The sequence below is a fragment of the Streptomyces glomeratus genome (assembly GCF_021462825.1).
Classification (GTDB): domain Bacteria; phylum Actinomycetota; class Actinomycetes; order Streptomycetales; family Streptomycetaceae; genus Streptomyces; species Streptomyces glomeratus.
This window is the reverse complement of record NZ_JAKEEB010000024.1, coordinates 50583-69387: the sequence shown is the minus strand read 5'-3', so window position 1 is coordinate 69387 and position 18805 is coordinate 50583. Positions and strand designations below refer to the sequence as shown.

The 18805-nt window shown below is 72.5% G+C and carries 14 protein-coding genes; 11 read left to right on the top strand and 3 right to left on the bottom strand.

Annotation, left to right across the window (positions count from 1 at the left end):
• Positions 1-242 precede the first annotated feature (242 nt).
• Complete coding sequence (locus tag LZ604_RS24615; RefSeq protein WP_234517632.1) at positions 243-1016, bottom strand: NPP1 family protein; 774 nt, start codon at positions 1014-1016, stop codon at positions 243-245.
• A 266-nt stretch (positions 1017-1282) separates the two neighbouring features.
• On the opposite strand from LZ604_RS24615, the gene LZ604_RS24610 reads away from it, so the two are divergent.
• The 5 genes from LZ604_RS24610 to LZ604_RS24590 all read left to right on the top strand — a co-directional run bounded on the left by LZ604_RS24610 (position 1283) and on the right by LZ604_RS24590 (position 9298).
• Entirely contained in the window at positions 1283-2302 is a 1020-nt protein-coding gene (locus tag LZ604_RS24610; protein WP_234517631.1) for an LLM class flavin-dependent oxidoreductase, read from the top strand.
• Positions 2303-2431: 129 nt separating this feature from the next.
• The gene (locus LZ604_RS24605; protein WP_234517630.1) at positions 2432-3382 is read left to right on the top strand and encodes a TauD/TfdA dioxygenase family protein; all 951 of its coding nucleotides are present in this window, start codon (positions 2432-2434) and stop codon (positions 3380-3382) included.
• Positions 3383-3530: 148 nt separating this feature from the next.
• Positions 3531-5462, top strand: coding sequence for an AMP-dependent synthetase/ligase (locus LZ604_RS24600; RefSeq protein ID WP_234517629.1), 1932 nt, complete (start codon positions 3531-3533; stop codon positions 5460-5462).
• Positions 5463-5834: 372 nt separating this feature from the next.
• Entirely contained in the window at positions 5835-8360 is a 2526-nt protein-coding gene (locus tag LZ604_RS24595) for a SpoIIE family protein phosphatase (protein WP_234517628.1), read from the top strand.
• Positions 8361-8542: 182 nt separating this feature from the next.
• Positions 8543-9298, top strand: coding sequence for a dienelactone hydrolase family protein (locus tag LZ604_RS24590; protein ID WP_234517627.1), 756 nt, complete (start codon positions 8543-8545; stop codon positions 9296-9298).
• A gap of 54 nt (positions 9299-9352) precedes the next feature.
• On the opposite strand, the gene LZ604_RS24585 is transcribed toward LZ604_RS24590, so the two are convergent.
• Positions 9353-10225: a universal stress protein gene (locus LZ604_RS24585; protein WP_234517626.1), complete on the bottom strand. Its 873-nt coding sequence runs from the start codon at positions 10223-10225 to the stop codon at positions 9353-9355.
• Between the two features lie 129 nt (positions 10226-10354).
• Here LZ604_RS24585 and LZ604_RS24580 point away from each other — a divergent pair, with 129 nt between their 5' ends.
• From LZ604_RS24580 to LZ604_RS24565, 4 genes are all read left to right on the top strand, one after another.
• On the top strand, positions 10355-12034 hold the full coding sequence (locus LZ604_RS24580) for an NAD(P)/FAD-dependent oxidoreductase (RefSeq protein WP_234517625.1): 1680 nt from the start codon (positions 10355-10357) through the stop codon (positions 12032-12034).
• 22 nt (positions 12035-12056) lie between these two features.
• Positions 12057-13556, top strand: coding sequence for an ATP-binding protein (locus LZ604_RS24575; protein WP_234517624.1), 1500 nt, complete (start codon positions 12057-12059; stop codon positions 13554-13556).
• Entirely contained in the window at positions 13553-13903 is a 351-nt protein-coding gene (locus LZ604_RS24570) for a UBP-type zinc finger domain-containing protein (protein ID WP_234517623.1), read from the top strand. Before LZ604_RS24575 ends, LZ604_RS24570 begins: the two co-directional genes overlap by 4 nt.
• 84 nt (positions 13904-13987) lie before the next feature.
• Entirely contained in the window at positions 13988-14788 is an 801-nt protein-coding gene (locus tag LZ604_RS24565; RefSeq protein ID WP_234517622.1) for a PP2C family protein-serine/threonine phosphatase, read from the top strand.
• A gap of 41 nt (positions 14789-14829) precedes the next feature.
• Here LZ604_RS24565 and LZ604_RS24560 read toward each other — a convergent pair whose 3' ends face one another.
• On the bottom strand, positions 14830-16293 hold the full coding sequence (locus LZ604_RS24560; RefSeq protein WP_234517621.1) for a serine hydrolase domain-containing protein: 1464 nt from the start codon (positions 16291-16293) through the stop codon (positions 14830-14832).
• Between the two features lie 179 nt (positions 16294-16472).
• On the opposite strand from LZ604_RS24560, the gene LZ604_RS24555 reads away from it, so the two are divergent.
• Both LZ604_RS24555 and LZ604_RS24550 read left to right on the top strand, forming a co-directional pair.
• A complete protein-coding gene (locus tag LZ604_RS24555) occupies positions 16473-17444 on the top strand; it encodes an LLM class F420-dependent oxidoreductase (RefSeq protein ID WP_234517620.1) in 972 nt (323 codons plus the stop codon).
• Between the two features lie 57 nt (positions 17445-17501).
• Positions 17502-18734: a 4-hydroxybenzoate 3-monooxygenase gene (locus tag LZ604_RS24550; protein ID WP_234517619.1), complete on the top strand. Its 1233-nt coding sequence runs from the start codon at positions 17502-17504 to the stop codon at positions 18732-18734.
• Positions 18735-18805: the final 71 nt, after the last annotated feature.

Sequence of the window (18805 nt, the reverse complement as noted above, 5' to 3'; positions counted from 1 at the left end):
GCGCAGAAGGCCGCCCCGCCGTGGCGGTGTGCACCGGGGCGGGGCGGCGGACCCGCCTGCCGGGACGTCCCGGCAGGCGGCCTCGGTGCGGGCGTGTCAGGGGTGGGCGACCAGGTTCGCCACGTCCAAGACGCGAGTCAAGAAGTGAACTGAGGGAGTGTCAAGTACTTGGTCCGGACCACCGGTTGGCTTCCGGGAATCGCCGGCCGGCGCCCGCCGCTCACGGACGCCGACCGGATCCGTCAGGCGTTCGGGTCGAACCCGATACCGGGCGGCTCGGCCTTCGCCAGATGGGCGGCGAAGCTGTCGTCCCTCAAGCCGAAGTGGGCGCTCCCGAAGTCGGCCTGACTCAGCTTGTCACGCACCCCCGCGGGGTAGCCGTTCCAGCCCACGAGCGCCGGGAACTGCCAGGTGTGACGGTGGTTCTCCGGCGGTTCGTCGTTGCTGTTCGCGGGGCGGAAACAGTGGGTGCCGATGCCGTCCTTGTGATAGACGATCTTGGGGTGCGTCCCGTCCCAGCGGATCCGGTCGCGGCCGTAGACATCGAAGTCGCCGTGCGCCGATGTCGAGACATATTGAGCCTGGTTGTTCTGTACCCACACCACCACATGCTCCCAGTCGTGGCGGTGGCCGCCGAGGCTGATGCCGGGCACCGCCTGGTCCTTCTCGAAGTAGAGGGCGTACATGATGGCGCACCAGCCGTGGTTGCACTTGTAACGGCTGTAGCCGTTGGTGTTGTCGAGGTCCGAAGCGTCGTGGCAGCTGCCGTTGAGCGCCCCGGTGGGCTTGAGGCCACCGTTCAGGGTGCCGTCGGGGCCGATGGCGGGCGTCGGGTAGCAGCCGTCCGTGTCGTAGTCGTAGGCCGGCTGGAAGGTCTGCTCCAGATCGTCCGCGTCGGCGGGCAGAGCTCTGGGCGGGGCGGCCAGCGCGATGCCGGGGAAGGCGACGACCAGCGCGACGGCGCTGCCGACGACGAACGACACACTGCGGAATCCGGAGCCCTTCTTGGCTTTCAACTGCGTCCTCCTCGTGGACTGCGGCAGTGGGCGGGTGAAATCCAGGGTTGACATGCCCAGAACAACACAGCGGAACCCTTGCCGGGCGGCGAACAGTGTTCGACCGCACCCGGCAGGACCGGTCGAGGAGGGGAGGTCGAAGGCAGCGGTCGCGGGGCCCGGTGCGGCCGGAACACACTTCCGTCACGCCCGCGCAACGATCACCTGCGACAATCGAACGTGTTCCGGGCGTATGCCGGGAACATCCCGGACCTCGGAGGAGCTCTGTGCCGCCGACCTCGACACCACTGGCGAAGCTGGGCTTTCTGACCATCGGCCTGTTCGACGAGGCCGATCCCCGCCGTGGGCACGAGTCGACGCTGAAGCTCATCGAGTTGGGCGAGCGGCTCGGCTTCGACAGTGCCTGGGTGCGCCACCGTCATCTGCAGTACGGGATCTCCTCACCCGTCGCGGTGCTCGCGGCCGCCTCCCAGCGCACCAGCCAGATCGGCCTGGGCACGGCGGTCATCCCGCTGGGCTGGGAGAATCCGCTGCGGCTGGCCGAGGATCTGGCGACCGTCGACGTGCTCTCAGGGGGGCGGCTCAACCCGGGGATCAGTGTGGGGCCGCCGATGCACTACGACCATGTGAAGCAGGCGCTCCACCCGCACACCGCCGACCTCGAGGACTTCGGTTACGAACGCGTGCAGCGGCTGCTGGACTTCGTCCGCGGAAAGCCCGCCACCGACTTCAGCGGTGTGCGGGGCTTCGAGGTGTTCTCCGAGCGGGTGCAGCCCTTCTCCCCCGGTCTCGGCAGGCGCATGTGGTACGGCGGCGGGAGCCTGCGCTCCGCCCGGTGGGCGGGCGAGCACGGGATGAACCTGCTGACCAGCAGCGTCGTCAAGGCGGAGGAGTCGGAGGACTTCGCGGAGGTGCAGCTCTCCCACATCCGCGCGTTCCGCGCCCACCACCCCGACGGCGACCGCGCCCGCGTCTCGCAGGGGCTCGTCGTCGTCCCCACCGACAGCGCCTCGCCCGAACAGCGCGCCAGGTACGAGGCATACGCGGCCCAGCGGCTCCCTCGCACGGCGGCGCCGCAGGGTCCGGCGCGGATGCTGTTCGCCCCGGACATCGTCGGGCCGTCCGAGCGGATTGCCGAACAGCTGTACGCGCATGCCGCGTTCCGGGAGGTGAACGAGGTGGCGTTCGCGCTGCCGTTCACCTTCGAGCACGAGGACTACGTGCAGATCGTGACCGACATCGCGACCCGGCTGGGCCCGGCGCTCGGCTGGCGGCCGACCGGCTGAGCGCAGGTCCCCGAGCCGCCGGGGGCCGTGGACCTCCGCGGGGCCGTGGATCCCGGTGATCTTCCGCGCGGGCCCCGGACGGGTGATGCTTGGCCCGTGAGCTCCGCTTCCACGACCGACGGAGGCCGTATGACGACGGACAGGGGTACGGGGATCTCGGTGAGGCCCGTCGCCGGGCACATCGGCGCCGAGATCAGCGGGGTCGATCTGGCGGGCGACCTCGACGACGCGGCCGTGGCCGCGATCCGGTCGGCCCTGCTGCGCTGGAAGGCGGTGTTCTTCCGGGACCAGAAACTGGACCACGCCGCGCACATCGCGCTCGCACGGCGGTTCGGCGACCCCGTCGTCCTGGGCAGACGCGGCAGCGCCTCACCAGCGGACTTCCCCGAGGTCGAGACGACGGCGGACCGACTGGAGCTGGGCGGCCGCTACGGCATGGACCACGACGAGTGGCTGCGGCGCAGGCGTCACTCGCTGCTGCGGGGCTGGCACTGCGACCACGGTGCCCGCGTCGATCCACCCGCGGCGACGATCCTGCGGGCCGAGACCGTACCGCCGTACGGCGGCGACACCCAGTGGTCGAATCTGGCGGCCGCGTACGCGGGCCTTTCCGAGCCCCTACGGCGCTTCGTCGACGGTCTGCGCGCCGAGCACCGGCTGGGCGTCGGCTACCAGGCGCGGCCCGCCGACGACGCGTACCTGCGTCATCTGCTGGACCACCAGGTGGCCACCGAGCACCCTCTCGTCCGGGTGCACCCCGAGACCGGCGAGCGGCTGCTTTTCGTCAACGGCTACTACGTCGAGCAGATCCGCGGGCTCTCGCGCGCCGAGAGCGGGCATGTGCTCCAGATGCTCCTGGAACAGGCCACCCGCCCGGAGTACACGGTCCGGTTCCGCTGGGAGCCCGGCAGCGTCGCCTTCTGGGACAACCGGGCCACCATCCATCTCGCTCCCGGCGATCTCGTCGTCCCCGAGCACCCCAGGATCATGCACCGGGTGATGCTCACGGGTGACGTCCCGGTGGGCCCGGACGGCCGGCCCTCGGAACCCGTCACCGGTACGGAGCCCGGCCGCTGGTGAGCCCGCCCTGCCTCGACGGGGCGGGCCGCGCGGTTCGGCGTCGGTTCCTTGCCGGTTCCCCTAACGTCGGGCGGCAACCTGGGCTAGATTCGAGCCCCGCCGACCCCGCACCCGTCGGCGGCGTGGCAGGAAGGCTCGGAAACGGCGCATGCGCGACTTCGGGAACGCCCGGGCGGCCGCCCCGGCGACGGCGTCAGGACCGGTCATGTCGGGAGGGCTCGTCGACAGTGTCTTCGACCGGGCCAACCAGGACCCCGGCCTGCCGGCGATCGCCCGCCGCCTGGGTCCGGCGGGCACGGCCTGGACCCGGATGACGGCGGGCGAACTCCGTGACGAAGTGGTCGCTCTGGCCAAGGGACTCATCGCCTCGGGCATCCGCCCCGGCAACCGCGTGGCCGTCATGGCGCGCACCCGCTACGAGTGGACCCTGTTCAGCTGCGCGCTGTGGGCGATCGGGGCCGAGGTCGTGCCGATCTACCCGACGTCCTCGCACGAACAGGTCGAGTGGATCCTCAAGGACGCGGGCTGCGTCGCGGTGGTCGTCGAGGACGAGCCGGGCATCATGACCGTCGGGTCGGTCTGCGCCTCCCTGCCCCGGCTGCGGCACGTCTGGCAACTGGACGCGGGCGCGCTGGAGGCTCTGGTGCAGAAGGGCCGTCCGGTGCCGGCCACGACCGTCGACTCGCTCCGCCGGATCGTGCTGCCGGACTCCACCGCGGTCGTCGCCTACACCTCCGGCACGACCGGCCGTCCCCGCGGCTGCGCCCTCAGCCACCGCAATCTGGCCAGCCCCTGCGACACGCTGCTGGAGGGCTGGGGGCACACCGGCGCACCGCCCGGCGAGCAGCCCGCCGTCCTCGCCTTCCTGCCGTTCTCCCATGTGTACGGTCTGATGATCCAGGGGCTGTGCCTGCGGGGCGGACTGCTCATGGGCCATGAGCCCGACCTGAACGCGGACGCCCTGGCGTCGTCCTTCCAGACCTTCCGCCCCACGTATCTGTACGCGGTCCCGTTCGTCTTCGAGAAGCTGTACAAGAATTTCCTGCGCGCGGCCCAGCAGGCGGGCCGCGGCGCGCTGTTCGAGCGGGCCGTGCGCACGGCGCAGGACTACGCCCTGGCTCTCGAGCGGCAGCGGATGGGGGCCGGGCACGGCCCCGGCATCGATCTGAGGCTTCAGCACGCCCTGTACGGCAAGGCGGTGTACCGGAAGCTGCGTGCCGCACTGGGCGGCCGGGTATGCGGAGCCGCCTCCGGCGGATCACCGCTGAACCGCGAACTCGCCCTGTTCTACGCAGGTATCGGGATCCCCGTCCACGACGGGTACGGACTGACCGAGACGGGCGGAGGCATCACCGCACAGCCCGTCGGGCGGGAGAAGACCGGCACCGTCGGGCGCCCGCTGCCGGGCGTCGAGGTACGGGTGGCCGACGACGGGGAGATCCTGGTGCGCGGGCCGTCGGTGTTCCAGGGGTATGTCAACGACGATCCGGGCACCCATATGGCGCTGCGCGACGGCTGGCTGGCCACGGGGGATCTCGGGCACCTGGACCCCGAGGGGTATCTGTCCATCACGGGCCGCAAGAAGGAGATCATCGTCACCAGCGGCGGCAAGAGCGTGGCTCCGGCGGCCCTGGAGGAGCGGCTGCGGGCGCATCCGCTCATTCACCAGGCGGTGGTCGTGGGCGACAACCGGCCCTGTGTGGGTGCCCTCATCACCCTGGATCCCGAGTTCGTGGCGCACTGGCGCGGTGGGCTGTTCGCGCAGGACGAGGTGCCGGGCCGGGAGGCACGGGAGGAGAACGCGCTGCGGCAGGAGATCACGCGGGCGGTGGCCGCGGCCAACGCCACGGTCTCCCGGTTGGAGTCGATCCGGGTCTTCCGCGTCCTGCCGGAGCCCTTCGACGTCGCGAGCGGACTGCTGACCCCGTCGATGAAGCTGCGCAGGGACGAGGTCACCCGCCGGTACGCGGTGGAGATCGACGCCATGTACCAGTCCTCGTCCCGCGTTCCCCGGGAACGGAGGACGGAGGAGCTGCCTACCTGGGACGACTCCGACGACGTGTTCCGGCGGGTGAGGTGAGCGGGCGTCGCGTTCCCCGTGTCCCGGGTGCGAGTCCCCGGCCCGCCCCCGCGCCTGGGGCCGGGACCGGGACCGGGACAGCGTTCGCCGGCCGGGTCTCCGGCCGGAGCACGCCCGGACGTCGCCGGCCGATCCCCGGGCCGAGCCGGTCGAGGTCCCCGGGCCGAGCCGGGCGAGGTCCCCGCGTCACGGCCCGGATTTCTCGGCACCCGTAGCCGCGTGCGGGCCCCGGCGCGGTGTCCGGGACCGGGCCGCGCGCGGCCGGTGCGGTGCCCGCCCCGGAACCGGGTGGCCGTCCGGATGCGCGTGCGGGGCGATGCGGCGCATTCTTGCTGTGTTACCGACCCGACGGCCCGGGACGAGGGCAGACCGATGCAAGGGAGCGCCGAGAGCGCGGACAGCGCGCCCGGGACGGCCGCTGTGCTCACCGGCGCCGTGGCGGACGCGATCCATGCCGCCGGCGGCCTGGTGGGCGGCGTGTACCTGCGCTCGAGCACGCCAGGGGTACTGCGTCTGGCCGTGCTCGCCGGGCTGCCCGCGCCCCTGTTCCGGCCCTGGTCACGGCTGCACATGGACCGGCCGTTCCCCGTCGCGGACGCCTTCCGGCTCGGTGTCCCGGTGGTCCTCAACGACGCCACCGAGACGATGCGGCGGTACCCCCAGCTGGCGGCGGGACTGCCGTTCCGCTTCGGTTCGGTGTACGTGCCCGTGGTGCGCGGTACGACGACCTACGGCGTCCTCATGGTGCTGCGCCCCTCGGAGCAGGAAGCCCTCGAGGGCCTGCCGGACCTGGACCGGATGACGGCGACCGCGGAGCGCCTCGCCGAGGCCCTCGGTGCCCTCGAGAAGGCCGGGGATCCCGTGGTGTGGGACGGTCCCCCGCAGTGCGTGCGCCCCCCGGCCGTCACACGGCTGCGGGGCCGTATCGGGCACTTCGTCTGGGACCCGGCCAAGGCGACGGTGACCGGGGACGACACCTTCCGCGACCTGACGGGGGGCGCCGTGGAGGACCTCGCCGGGTCGCCCGAGGCGCTTGCCGAGGCGGTGTCCCCGGACGACTCGTATCTGGTGCTCACGGCACTGCGCGGGACCGCCGCGGGCTGCCCGCCGCGCCGCCCGCTGCGGGCGCGGGCCAAGGACGGCGGACAACGGCTGCTGGAGTTCTGGGCCGAGACCTCGGGGCCGGAGCCGCACCGGGTCGGCGGCCTCGTGGTCGATCCGGGACCGGGTCCGGCGGCACAGGGAGCCACGGACCTGCTGCCCGACGGTGTGTTCGCCTTCGACCGGATGGGCCTGATCACCTACGCCAACCCGCGGGCCGCCGACCTGCTCGGCCGCCCGGCCCAGGAGCTGGTCGGCCGGCACCTCTGGTACGCCCTGCCGTGGCTGGACCGGCCCGCCTACGAGGACCACCTGCGGGCGGCTCTGCTGGCCCCGGAGCCCGTGCACTTCCAGGTCCGCCGCCCCACTGAGGGCACCGAAGGGGAGAACGAAGGCGATTGGCTCACCCTGTCGGTGTATCCGGGCGCGGATGTCCTGACCTGCCGGGTGGTACCGCTCGGTCACACCGCGGAGGCGCCCTCACTGGCCGAGACATCCGTCCCGACGGCGGATGCGCTGAACGCATGGGACGCGCCGGCACCGGTGTACCGCCCCATCATCCTCGCCATCGCCCTGTCCGAGGCCGTGACCGCGCGCCAGGTCTCCGAAGTGGTGATGCGGGAGCTGCTGCCCGTGTTCGGCGGGCGCCGGCTGGCCATCTACCTGCTCCAGGAACGGCATCTGTACCTCGCCTGGGAGACGGGCTTCCCGCCCAGGTTCCTGTCGCAGTTCGAGGGCGTGGGGCTGGACGCCAAACTGCCGGGGGTGGAGACCCTCACCACGGGCCGCCCCCTGTTCTTCGAGTCGATGCAGCAGCTGGCTGCGGCCTATCCGGGCATCCCGCTGGACACCACCGAGGGCTCCCGGGCCTTCCTGCCGTTGATCGCCTCCGGGCGGCCGGTCGGCTCCTGCATCCTCGGCTTCGAGCGGCCCCGCTCCTTCAGCGCCGAGGAGCGCACGGTGCTCACCGCCCTGGCCGGGCTGATCGCCCAGGCCCTGGAGCGGGCACAGCGCTACGACTCCGAGGCCGCCCTCGCGCGCGGTCTTCAGGAGGCCCTGCTGCCGCACCGGCTGTCCACCCACCCGCAGGTGGAGACGGCGGGCTGCTATCTGCCCGGAACCCAGGGCATGGACGTGGGCGGCGACTGGTACGACGTCATCGAGGCGGGCGACGGGCTGGCCCTGGTCATCGGCGACGTCCAGGGGCACGGGGTGCAGGCCGCGGCCACCATGGGACAACTGCGCAGCGCCGTCCGGGCCTTCGCGTTCGGCGACCACGCCCCGCACCAGGTGATGAGCGGCACCAACCGGTTGCTGATCGACCTCGACCCGGGCCAGTTCGCCAGCTGCTGCTACGTACGGCTGGACCCGGTCACGGGACACGCCCGGGCCGCGCGGGCCGGGCATCCGCTGCCCCTGCTGCGCCACCCGGACGGCCGTACCGACGTCCTGGACCTGCCCGGTGGACTGGTGCTGGGGGTGGACCCCCAGGCCCGCTACCCGGTGACCCATCTGCGGCTGGAACCCGGTGCCGTGCTCGCCCTGTACACCGACGGCCTGGTGGAACGGCCGGGTGCCGACATCGACGACGGGGTCGAAGCGCTGCGCGCCGCACTGTCCAGCGTGAAGTACGGCACCGGCGGCCGGGGCAGCCTTTCCCTGACGGGCATCGCGGACCGGCTCATCGAACCGGCCCGGCGCACGGCGGACCGCCCGGACGACATCGCGGTCCTCCTCGCGACACGCCTCCACGGCACGGAAGGCATCGACGACGTCGACGACGTCGGTGCCCTCTAGCGCGGCCGCTGCCCGGTGCCGAGGGACGCGCTCGCCGTGCTCGTGGTGCGGCTGCACGTTTCGGCACGAGGGTCCGCCACGTGGTAATGCCCCGCGCAGGCGGCCGGACGCCGCCGGGACGGTGTTGTCAGCAGGCTCGGCCGGTCCGCCGTCGGCCGGTTGTCGAGAGGCAGGAGACCCCCATGACCGCCACACGTGGCACGTCCCTGGACATCCCCACCCGGGACGGCACGGCCGACGCCTACCTGGTCCACCCGGACGACCGGAGCCCCCACCCCGCGGTCCTGCTGTACATGGACGCCTTCGGACTGCGCCCCCGGCTGAAGGCGATGGCCGACCGCCTGGCCCGGAACGGCTACACCGTGCTCGTCCCCAATCTCTTCTACCGGCACGGGCGTGCGCCCCTGGTGGAGCTGCCCGACCTCATCGACACGTCCGAGCGGCCGGACCTCTTCCGGCAGATCATGCCGTTCATGCGGGCACTGACCCCGCAGGCCGCCGAACGCGATGCCGACGCCTATCTGCGCCGGCTCGCCGACTGCCCGGAGGCCGCCGATGGTCCGGTAGGCGTCACCGGCTACTGCATGGGTGCCCGGCTGGCGCTGCGCACCGCCGGCACCCACCCGGACCGGGTCGCCGCCGTGGCCGGCTTCCACGGCGGGCGACTGGCCACCGACTCCCCCGACAGCCCGCATCTGGTGGCCGGACGCGTCACCGCGGAGGCCTACTTCGGCCACGCGGACCGGGACCCTTCGCTGCCGCCGGAGCAGATCGAGCGGCTCGAAAAGGCACTGACGGAGGCAGGGGTGCGCCATCGGTGCGAGGTCTATCCGGGCGCCCGGCACGGCTTCACCCAGGCCGACACCTCCGCCTACGGCGCCGAGGCGGCGGAACGCCACTGGACGGAACTCCTCGCCCTCCTGGACCGCGCCCTTTAGCGGCGGAGCGGGACGACCGCCGCGGCGAGCGGGCACGACCGCCGCGGCGAGGGGTCAGGCGGCGGGCGGGACGACCGCGACCGGGCAGGGCGCGTGGTGCAGCAACGCGTGCGCCACCGAGCCGATGCGCGGTCCCACGGGCAGACCGGTGTGCCGTCCCACGACCACGAGCTGGGCGCCGGCCGCCGCGGACAGCAGGACCTCGCCCGCGCTGCCCATCTCCACGTGCTCGGTCACCGGCACGTCCGGGAACCGTTCGCGCCAGGGCCGCAGCGCCCCCTCGAGTGCCTTCCGCTCGTACGGTTCCATACCGCCGGCCTCGTCGAGCAGCTTCAACGAGCCGGGGCTGTAGGCGAACACGGGCGGCAGGCTCCAGGCCCGGACGACCCGCACGGCCGCTCCCCGGGCCGCGGCGGTCGCGAAGGCGAACCCGAGCGCGGCCGCGCCGTCCTCCGGGTCCCCGTGCTGGCCCACGACGATCTCCCGGCCTGCCGCCTCGGGGGCCGCCCGGTCGTCCGCTCGCACGAGCACCACCGGTCCGGCGGACTCGGCGATCACCTGCCGGCCCACCGAGCCCAGCAGGAAGCCCACCAGGGCGCCGTGGCCGCGCGAGCCCAGCACCAGCAGCTCCGCCTCGGCCGCCTCCGCGACCAGGGTGTCCACGGGGCCGCCCTCAGGGGCCTCGGCGGTCACCGTCAGCCGAGGGTGCCGCTCGGCGATCGTGCGCCGGGCCTCCGTGAGGAGCTGCCGCGCCCACTCGTCCTGGGCCTCCCGGTCTGCGCTGGGGGCGAGGTCGTAGGAGTGCCACTGCCAGGCGTGCACGATCCGCAGCGGCAGGTCGCGGCGTACGGCCTCCCGGGCCGCCCAGGCCGCCGCGGCGACGCTCTCCGGTGATCCGTCCACTCCCACGGTGACGGGGCGGGTCATACGGCTGCCTCCTCGTGCGCGCTCCGGCGATCAACGCTACCGGCTCCGAGGCCCCCGCTTCCGAAGCGAAACCGGGCGATCGAACATACGATGGGCGGGACGCCGAAGAGTTTCGGGGTGGGAGACTTTATGGCACAGGCTGCCAGCGCAGCTGCACGGACCGTCATCCTGACCGTGGACGACGACCCCGGGGTGTCGCGTGCCGTGGCCCGCGATCTGCGCCGCCGGTACGGCGAGTCGTACCGCATCGTGCGGGCCGAGTCCGGCGAGAGCGCGCTGGAGGCGCTGCGGGAGCTGAAGCTGCGCGGCGACCTGGTGGCCGTGATCATGGCCGACTACCGGATGCCGGAGATGAACGGCATCGAGTTCCTGGAACAGGCCCTGGACGTCTATCCCGGCGCCCGGCGGGTGCTGCTGACGGCGTACGCGGACACCGGCGCGGCCATCGACGCCATCAACATCATCGACCTCGACCACTACCTCCTCAAGCCGTGGGATCCGCCGGAGGAGAAGCTCTACCCGGTCCTGGACGACCTGCTCGAGGCATGGCGGACCTCCGACTACCGGCCGGTTCCCACCACCAAGGTGGTGGGGCACCGGTGGTCGGCGCAGTCCTCGAAGGTACGGGAGTTCCTGGCCCGCAACCAGGTGCCCTACCGCTGGTACTCGGTCGACACGCCGGAGGGCGGGCGGCTGCTGGCGGCGGCGGGACAGGACGGGGAGCGGCTGCCGCTCGTCGTCACCTCGGACGGCACCGCGCTGGTGGCACCGGAGGACTCGGAGCTCGCGGCACATGTGGGGCTGGCGACGACGCCGACCGCGGAGTTCTACGACCTCGTGGTGATCGGCGGTGGGCCCGCCGGGCTCGGGGCCGCGGTGTACGGGGCGTCGGAGGGACTGCGGACGCTTCTGGTGGAGCGGTCCGCGACCGGCGGCCAGGCCGGGCAGAGCTCCCGCATCGAGAACTATCTCGGCTTCCCCGACGGCGTGTCGGGCGCGCAGCTGACCGACCGGGCGCGACGGCAGGCCAAGAAGTTCGGCGCGGAGATCCTCACCGCACGGGAGGTGTCCGCCCTGGAGGTCAACGGGGCCGCGCGGATCGTGCGGTTCTCGGACGGGCCCGCGATCGCCGCGCACAGCGTGATCCTGGCGACCGGTGTGTCGTACCGGCAGCTCGCTGCCCCCGGGCTGCTGAAACTGACGGGGTGCGGGGTCTTCTACGGCTCCGCGCTGACGGAGGCTCCGGCCTGTTCCGGCATGGACGTGTTCATCGTCGGCGGCGCCAACTCCGCGGGTCAGGCGGCGATGTACCTGTCGCGGAACGCCAAGTCGGTCACCCTGCTGGTGCGGGGCGAGTCGCTGTCTGCGTCGATGTCGCACTATCTGGTCCAGCAGATCGCCGAGGCACCCAACATCGTCGTGCGCACCCGCACCGTGGTGGAGGAGGCGCACGGCTCCGACCGTCTGGAGCAGCTGACGCTGCGCGACGTGGCCACCGGAGAGACCGAACTCGTCGACGCCCAGTGGCTGTTCGTGTTCATCGGGGCGGCTCCGCTCACGGACTGGCTGGAGGGGACCGTGCTGCGCGACGAACACGGATTCATCCTCACCGGCCCCGACATGACCTGCGACGGGCAGCCGCCGCCGGACTGGGAACTGGACCGGCCCCCGTACCACCTGGAGACCAATGTCCCCGGCGTGTTCGTGGCGGGTGACGCGCGCGCCGAGTCCGCCAAGCGGGTCGCCTCCGCGGTGGGCGAGGGGGCGATGGCGGTGATGCTCGTCCACCGGTATCTGGAGCAGTCATGAACCCACAGCCCGGGGAGCGGCCGTGAGCGGGAAGCCGATGACCTGCGACCAGGCGGAGCTGAGGACGCTCTTCCTGTTCGAGAAGCTGAGCGAGGACCAGTTGGCGCGGCTGTGCCGGGAAGGCCGGGTGGAGCTGTTCGAGCCGGGGCCGGTGTACACCGAGGGCGAGCCCGCCACCTGCTTCTTCGTTCTGCTGCACGGCACGGTGGTGCTCTCGCGCCGCGTCGGCACCGACGACGTGGAGATCAGCCGGACCTCGCAGCGCGGTGTGTACGCGGGCGCCTTCCAGGCGTACCTCGGCGACCGGGCCCGGGCGGCCCAGTACAACGGGTCGATGCGGGTCACCGAGCCCTCGCGGTTCTTCGTCCTGCCCGCCGAGACGTTCGCCGCGGTCATGCGGGACTGGTTCCCGATGGCGGTGCATCTGCTGGAGGGATTGTTCTTCGGCAGCAAGAACACCCAGCAGGTCATCAACCAGCGGGAGCGGCTGCTGGCGCTGGGTTCCCTGTCGGCGGGTCTCACGCACGAGCTGAACAACCCGGCGGCGGCGGCCGTGCGCGCCACCTCGGCGCTGCGCGAGCGGGTGGCCGGGATGCGGCACAAGCTCGGGGTGATCGCGGCCGGACGGTACGAGCCGAACACGCTGCGGGCGCTGGTGGACATCCAGGAACGGACGGCGGAACAGGTGGCGAAGGCCGTCCCGCTCAGCCCTCTGGAGGCGTCCGACCGCGAGGACGCACTCGGCGACTGGCTGGACGACCACGGCATCCAGAGCGCCTGGCAGCTCGCGCCGACCTTCGTGCAGGCGGGCCTCGACACCGACTGGCTGGACCGGATCGCGGCGGCCGTCGACGAGGGGACCCTGGAAGGCGCGCTCCGCTGGCTCAACTACACGGTCGAGACCGAGCTGCTCATGAACGAGATCGAGGACTCCACGACCCGGGTCTCCACCCTCGTGAACGCGGCGCGGCAGTACTCGCAGCTCGACCGGGCGCCGTACCAGGTGGCCGACGTGCACGAACTCCTCGACAGCACCCTGATGATGCTTTCCGGCAAGATCGGCAACCGGATCACCGTGGTCAAGGACTACGACCGCACCCTGCCGAGCGTTCCGGCCTACCCCGGTGAGCTGAACCAGGTGTGGACGAACCTCATCGACAACGCGGTGTCGGCGATGGAAGACGGGGGCGGGGAGGGAACGCTGACCGTGCGGACGGCGCTCGACCGGGACCGGTTGCTGGTCGAGTTCCGCGACACGGGTCCCGGCGTGCCGCAGGAGATCCGGAACCGCATCTTCGACCCGTTCTTCACCACCAAGCCGGTGGGCCAGGGCACCGGGCTCGGTCTGGACATCTCCTGGCGCATCGTCGTCAACAAGCATCACGGCAGTCTGGAGGTCCACTCGGAGCCGGGGGACACACGGTTCCAGGTGTGGCTGCCCCTCACGGCCGCGGAGTCCGACCTCCCGCCGCAGGACTCCGCGGCACGACCCGGTTCCGAGACACCAGTGGAGGCATCATGACCACAGCGAGCGGAATCGACCCCAGCGTCCCGCCGAGCGGCTCGGGCTGCGTGGAGTGCGACGAGGCGGGCGGGTGGTGGTTCCATCTGCGGCGCTGCGCGCAGTGCGGGCACATCGGCTGTTGTGACGACTCCCCCGCCAAGCACGCGACCGCCCACCACCGTGCCACCGGGCATCCGCTGATCCGCAGTTTCGAGCCGGGTGAGGAGTGGTTCTGGGACTACACCACCTCCGAGTTGTACGAGTCCGGACCCGAGCTGGCTGAGCCGGTCTGCCACCCCCTCGACCAGCCGGTGCCGGGGCCCGCGGGGCGGGTTCCGGCTAACTGGCCGGACGCGCTCGGCTAGGCGCGGACCGTCTGACGGCCCGTCGGCGGCTTCGGGTCCGGGGCTGCGGCGGTACGGATGTGACGGGTTTCCCGGCTGATGACCATGAACACGGAATGTGTCCGGTGCGGCGGCACGGTGGCGCCCGACGGTGTCTGTCGGCACTGCGGCGCGCCACAGCCGGCGTTCCGCGGGCATGTGGAGATCACGGTGGGCGGCGACGCGGCGGGCGTCAGCGACCGGGGCCACCGGCGGGAGGTCAACGCGGACGCGCTGACGCTGGCCGCCACCGGGGTGTGGACGGTCGGGGTGGTCTGTGACGGGGTGTCCCCGGCACCGCGCCCGGAGCGTGCGGCCCGGGTCGCCGCCAAAGCCGGGGCGGCGGCCCTGATCGCACGGTTGCGGGAAGGGGAGGTGCCGGAGGTGGCGCTCGCCGAGGCTGCCGGACGTGCGGGCCGGGCGGTGAGCGCGCTGGCCGCCGCGCGGGACGGCGCGCCCGCCTGCACGTTCGTCGCGGGTGTCGCCGGTCCGGAGGGGATCTGGAGCGCCTGGGTGGGCGACAGCAGGGCCTACTGGCTGCCCGGCGAGGGGCCGGGCCTGCTGATGTCCGAGGACGACACGGGTGAACGCGACGCCCTCACCGCCTGGCTGGGCGCCGACGCGGGGCCGGTGAGCGCACGGGTGCGGGGGCACCGGCCCCGGGTGCCCGGCCGACTGCTGCTGTGCACGGACGGCCTGTGGCGGCATCTCCCGGACGCCGACGGGCTGCTGACGGTGCTCGGGCGGCAGAAGCCGGATGTGCTGGCCGATGCGCGCGCACTGGTGAGCCGGGCCCTGGACGCGGGCGGTGAGGACAATGTCACCGCCGCGGTCATCCGCGTGCCGCCTGCCTCTCTCGGCTGCTGACAGCCGCTGTCCGGGAGGCGGACGGGCAAGGGTGTGCGGGTTCAGCGGCGGATGCCGCGGGGCGCCCGGTTGCGGCGCAGCGGGCCGCCGTGCAGGGGTGTCGTGTGCCAGCGGACCGTGAAGGTGCCGGCGTCGGGGGTGTCCGCGTCGAGGGTGGCGGTCACGGTCAGGCGGTGCGGTGTCTCCAGGAACAGGACGTCGAGACGCAGGGTGTCCGGGCTGGTCCAGCCGCCGCTCACGGCCGTGGGGACCGGTCCGTCGTCGACGCTCCAGCCGGAGCGGGGAAGACGGAGGACCAGGCGGTCGTCGCCCTCCACGAGGGTCACCGTCCAGCCGTCGTCCGGGCGGCAGACCTCGACCGCCGTCAGGCCCGGCTGGGCGGCACAGCGCCCGCCCCGGGGGGTGAGGCGGGCCCCTGACCAGTGCCCGGATTCCGCCGGGGGCGCCGGGTCGGCGGCGACCGGGGGCAGGGCGAGCCGGTCGAGCCGGTGCTGGAGGGCCTTGTCCTCGTCGTCGCGGCCCGTCAGCGGGGCGGGCCCGAACGCGGGCAGCAGATGGCGCCACATCGCGTCCAGCAGCTTCTGCATCTGCTCGGTCGCCGCGGTGGTGGCGATCACGGCGTCGTGCCGCGGCAGGACGACGCAGAACTGGCCGTACGCCCCGTCGCCGCGGTATCCGTACCGCGACGTCCAGAACTGGAAGCCGTAGCCCTGCTGCCAGTCGGACCGGGCGCCCTCGGGCGTGCCGTCGGCGGTGGAGATGTGCGGGCGCGTCGCCTCGGCGACCCAGGAGGAGGGCAGCAGGCGCCTGCCCTCCCAGACGCCGTCCCGAAGGTACAGCAGGCCCAGCCGGGCGATGGCGTCCGTGGTGGCGTGCAGTCCGCTGAAGCCGAGGTCACGGCCGCGCGGATGCTGGAGCCAGGCGACCTCCCCGATGCCGAGTGGATCGAGGATCCTCGGGCGCAGATACTCGGTGAGCGACTGGCCCGAACGGCGCTGGACGATCGCGGCCAGCGTGTAGGTCGCGGGCTGGTTGTACGCGAAGACGGTGCCGGGATCCCGGTCCGGCGGGATCAGCAGGAAGCCGCGCACGGGTTCGGCCCGGTCGATTCCGAACGCCCTGTCGTTGGTCTCCGCGAGGTGCCCGCTCGCCATGGAGGCGAGGTGCCGGACCAGCATGGCGCGGCTGCGCGGATCGGTGATCTCGGGCGCGAACTCCGGGAAGTACGAGATCACGGGTGCGTCGAGGTCGATGAGCCCCTCGGCGAGGGCCACTCCGGCGGCCGTCGAGGTGAAGCTCTTGCTGAGCGAGTACAGCAGGTGGAGGCGGTCGGCGGCGTACGGCGCCCACCAGCCGGAGGCCACCAGGCGGCCGTGACGGAGGATCATGAGGCTGTGCGGCTCGATGTCGGGTGCCGCCTCGACCACGTCGAGGAACGCCTGGACCCCGCGGGCGTCGACTCCTTGCTCGGCGGGTGTGCTGACGGGCAACGGACGGGCGCTCATCCGGCGGGCCTCCTGGCGGTCGCGGGTGGTGGGGCACGGCTGAGGTTCGCGGTTGGCTGTATCCGCCATCCTTCCGGTCCGGGGCCGGGCATGTCCATGATCCCGTCGGAAAGGGATCCCCAGGGAAGGTGGTCCCGCTGTCCGGTTTTCGTGTGCGCCGACCGGGAACTCGCGCACATATGGTGCACATCGGATACACGATGATGACGGAACAGGCGGGCCCGCGTGAGCTGGTCGACCATGTGGTGCGGGCCGAGGAGGCCGGCTTCGACTTCTCCGTGACCTCGGACCACTACTTCCCGTGGCTGCGGGAGCAGGGGCACTCGCCGTACGCATGGTGTGTGCTGGGCGCCGCCGCGCAGGCCACCTCGAGGATCCCGCTGATGACGTATGTGACCTGCCCCAGCGTGCGCTACCACCCGGCGGTGGTGGCCCAGAAGGCCGCCACCATGCAACTGCTGTCGCAGGGCAGGTTCCGGCTGGGCCTCGGTTCCGGCGAGAACCTCAACGAGCATGTGGTCGGCCGTGGTTGGCCGTCGGCCGAGGTGCGTCACGAGATGCTGGAAGAGGCGGTCGGCATCATCCGCGACCTGTTCGGCGGCGGCCATGTAAGCCACCGCGGCAGGCACTTCGGCGTGGACTCGGCCCGGCTGTGGGACCTGCCGGACGAGCCGCCGCCGATCGGCATCGCCGTGTCCGGCGAGCGGTCCTGCGCCCTGGCAGGCCGCCTCGCCGACCTCGTCATCGCCACCGAGCCGAAGCGGGATCTGCTCGACTCCTTCGACCGGCACGGCGGCAAGGGCAAGCCCCGGGTGGGGCAGCTGCCGGTCTGCTACGACCGGGACCGGCACGCCGCCGTACGGCGGGCGCACGAGCAGTTCCGCTGGTTCGGCGGCGGCTGGAAGGTCAACTCCGAGCTGCCGCACCCGGATTCCTTCGCCTCGGCCACGCAGTACGTCCGGCCCGAGGACGTCGCCTCCTCGATCCCGTGCGGCGACGATCCGGCGGACTTCGCCGAGGCAGTACGCCCCTACGCCGAGGCCGGGTTCACGGAGATCGCGCTGGTGCAGGTCGGCGGTGACAGCCAGAGCGAGTTCATCGACTGGTCGGCCAAGGAGCTGCTGCCCGCGCTGCGGGAGGCCCTGCACTGATCCGGGCAACGGGGGCGCGCCCGGGCCGGGTTGACGGTACGCCGCCATAATGAGCGGATGATCGACTCCTCCCCCACCGCCCTGCCCTCCTCCGAGCCGCGCGCGCCCGTCGTCATCGTCGGCGCGGGCCCGGCCGGGCTGACTCTTGCGAACGTCCTGCGGGACGCCTCCGTCGGCTGTGTCGTCCTGGAGGCCGAGAGCCGGGACTTCATCGAGCAGCGGCCCCGGGCCGGCTTCCTGGAGGAGTGGGCGGTGCGGGCACTGGAGCGGCACGGGCTCGCCGAGGGCCTGCTGGAGCGGGCGCCGACACACAGCACCTGCGAGTTCCGTGTCGACGGCGAACGCCACCGGTTCCCCTACACGGAGATCTCCGGCCACCACCACTTCGTGTACCCCCAGCCGCTGCTCGTCACCGACCTGGTGCGGGAGTACGCGGACGTCAAAGGCGGTGACATCCGCTTCGAGGTGCGCGACGTGGAGCTGCACGACATCGGCACCGAGCGGCCGTCGGTGTCGTACACCGATCCGGACTCGGGCGTACGCCGCCGGATCGACTGCGATGTCGTCGCAGGCTGCGACGGCGCCCGCGGGGTGAGCCGGGCCGCGCTGCCGCCGGGGCGCACCCACCTCTCGCGGCTCGACTACGGGGTCGGCTGGCTGGCGCTGCTCGCCGAGGCGCCACCGTCGTCCGACTGCGTCGTCTTCGGGGTCCATCCCCGTGGTTTCGCCGCGCACATGGCCCGCGGTCCGCAGGTCACCCGCTACTACCTCCAGTGCCCGCCCGGCGACGACCCGCAGAACTGGCCGGACGAACGCGTCTGGTCCGAGCTGCACACGCGGCTGTCCGCGGCGGGGGCGGCGCCGCTGACCGAGGGCCGGCTGATCGAGAAGCGGGTCCTCGACATGCACAACTACGTGGTGCAGCCGATGGCGTACGGGAGGCTGTTCCTCGCGGGCGACGCCGCCCACCTCGTCGCCCCGATCGCGGCGAAGGGCATGAACCTCGCCCTGCACGACGCGCTGCTGCTCGCCGATGCACTGGTCGCCTACCACCGCACGGGCGAGACCGGCGGACTGCGCGGCTACTCGGCGGCCTGTCTGCGACGGGTATGGGAGTACCAGGAGTTCTCGGAGTGGTTCGCCGAGCTGCTGCACGGTCCCTCGTCCGGCGATCCGTTCCGCGCGGGCAACGCGTCGGCCCGGCTGCGGCGGCTGTTCCACTCGCCCGCCGCGGCGGCCGCGTTCGCGGAGTCGTACATCGGCTCGACCGCGGTTGGTAACCCTCGGTAACTTACCGACCGGTAGTCCCCGGGACGCATTTTCGCACGTGTGAGCGTATGCGCGGGCTGCGCACACACGCC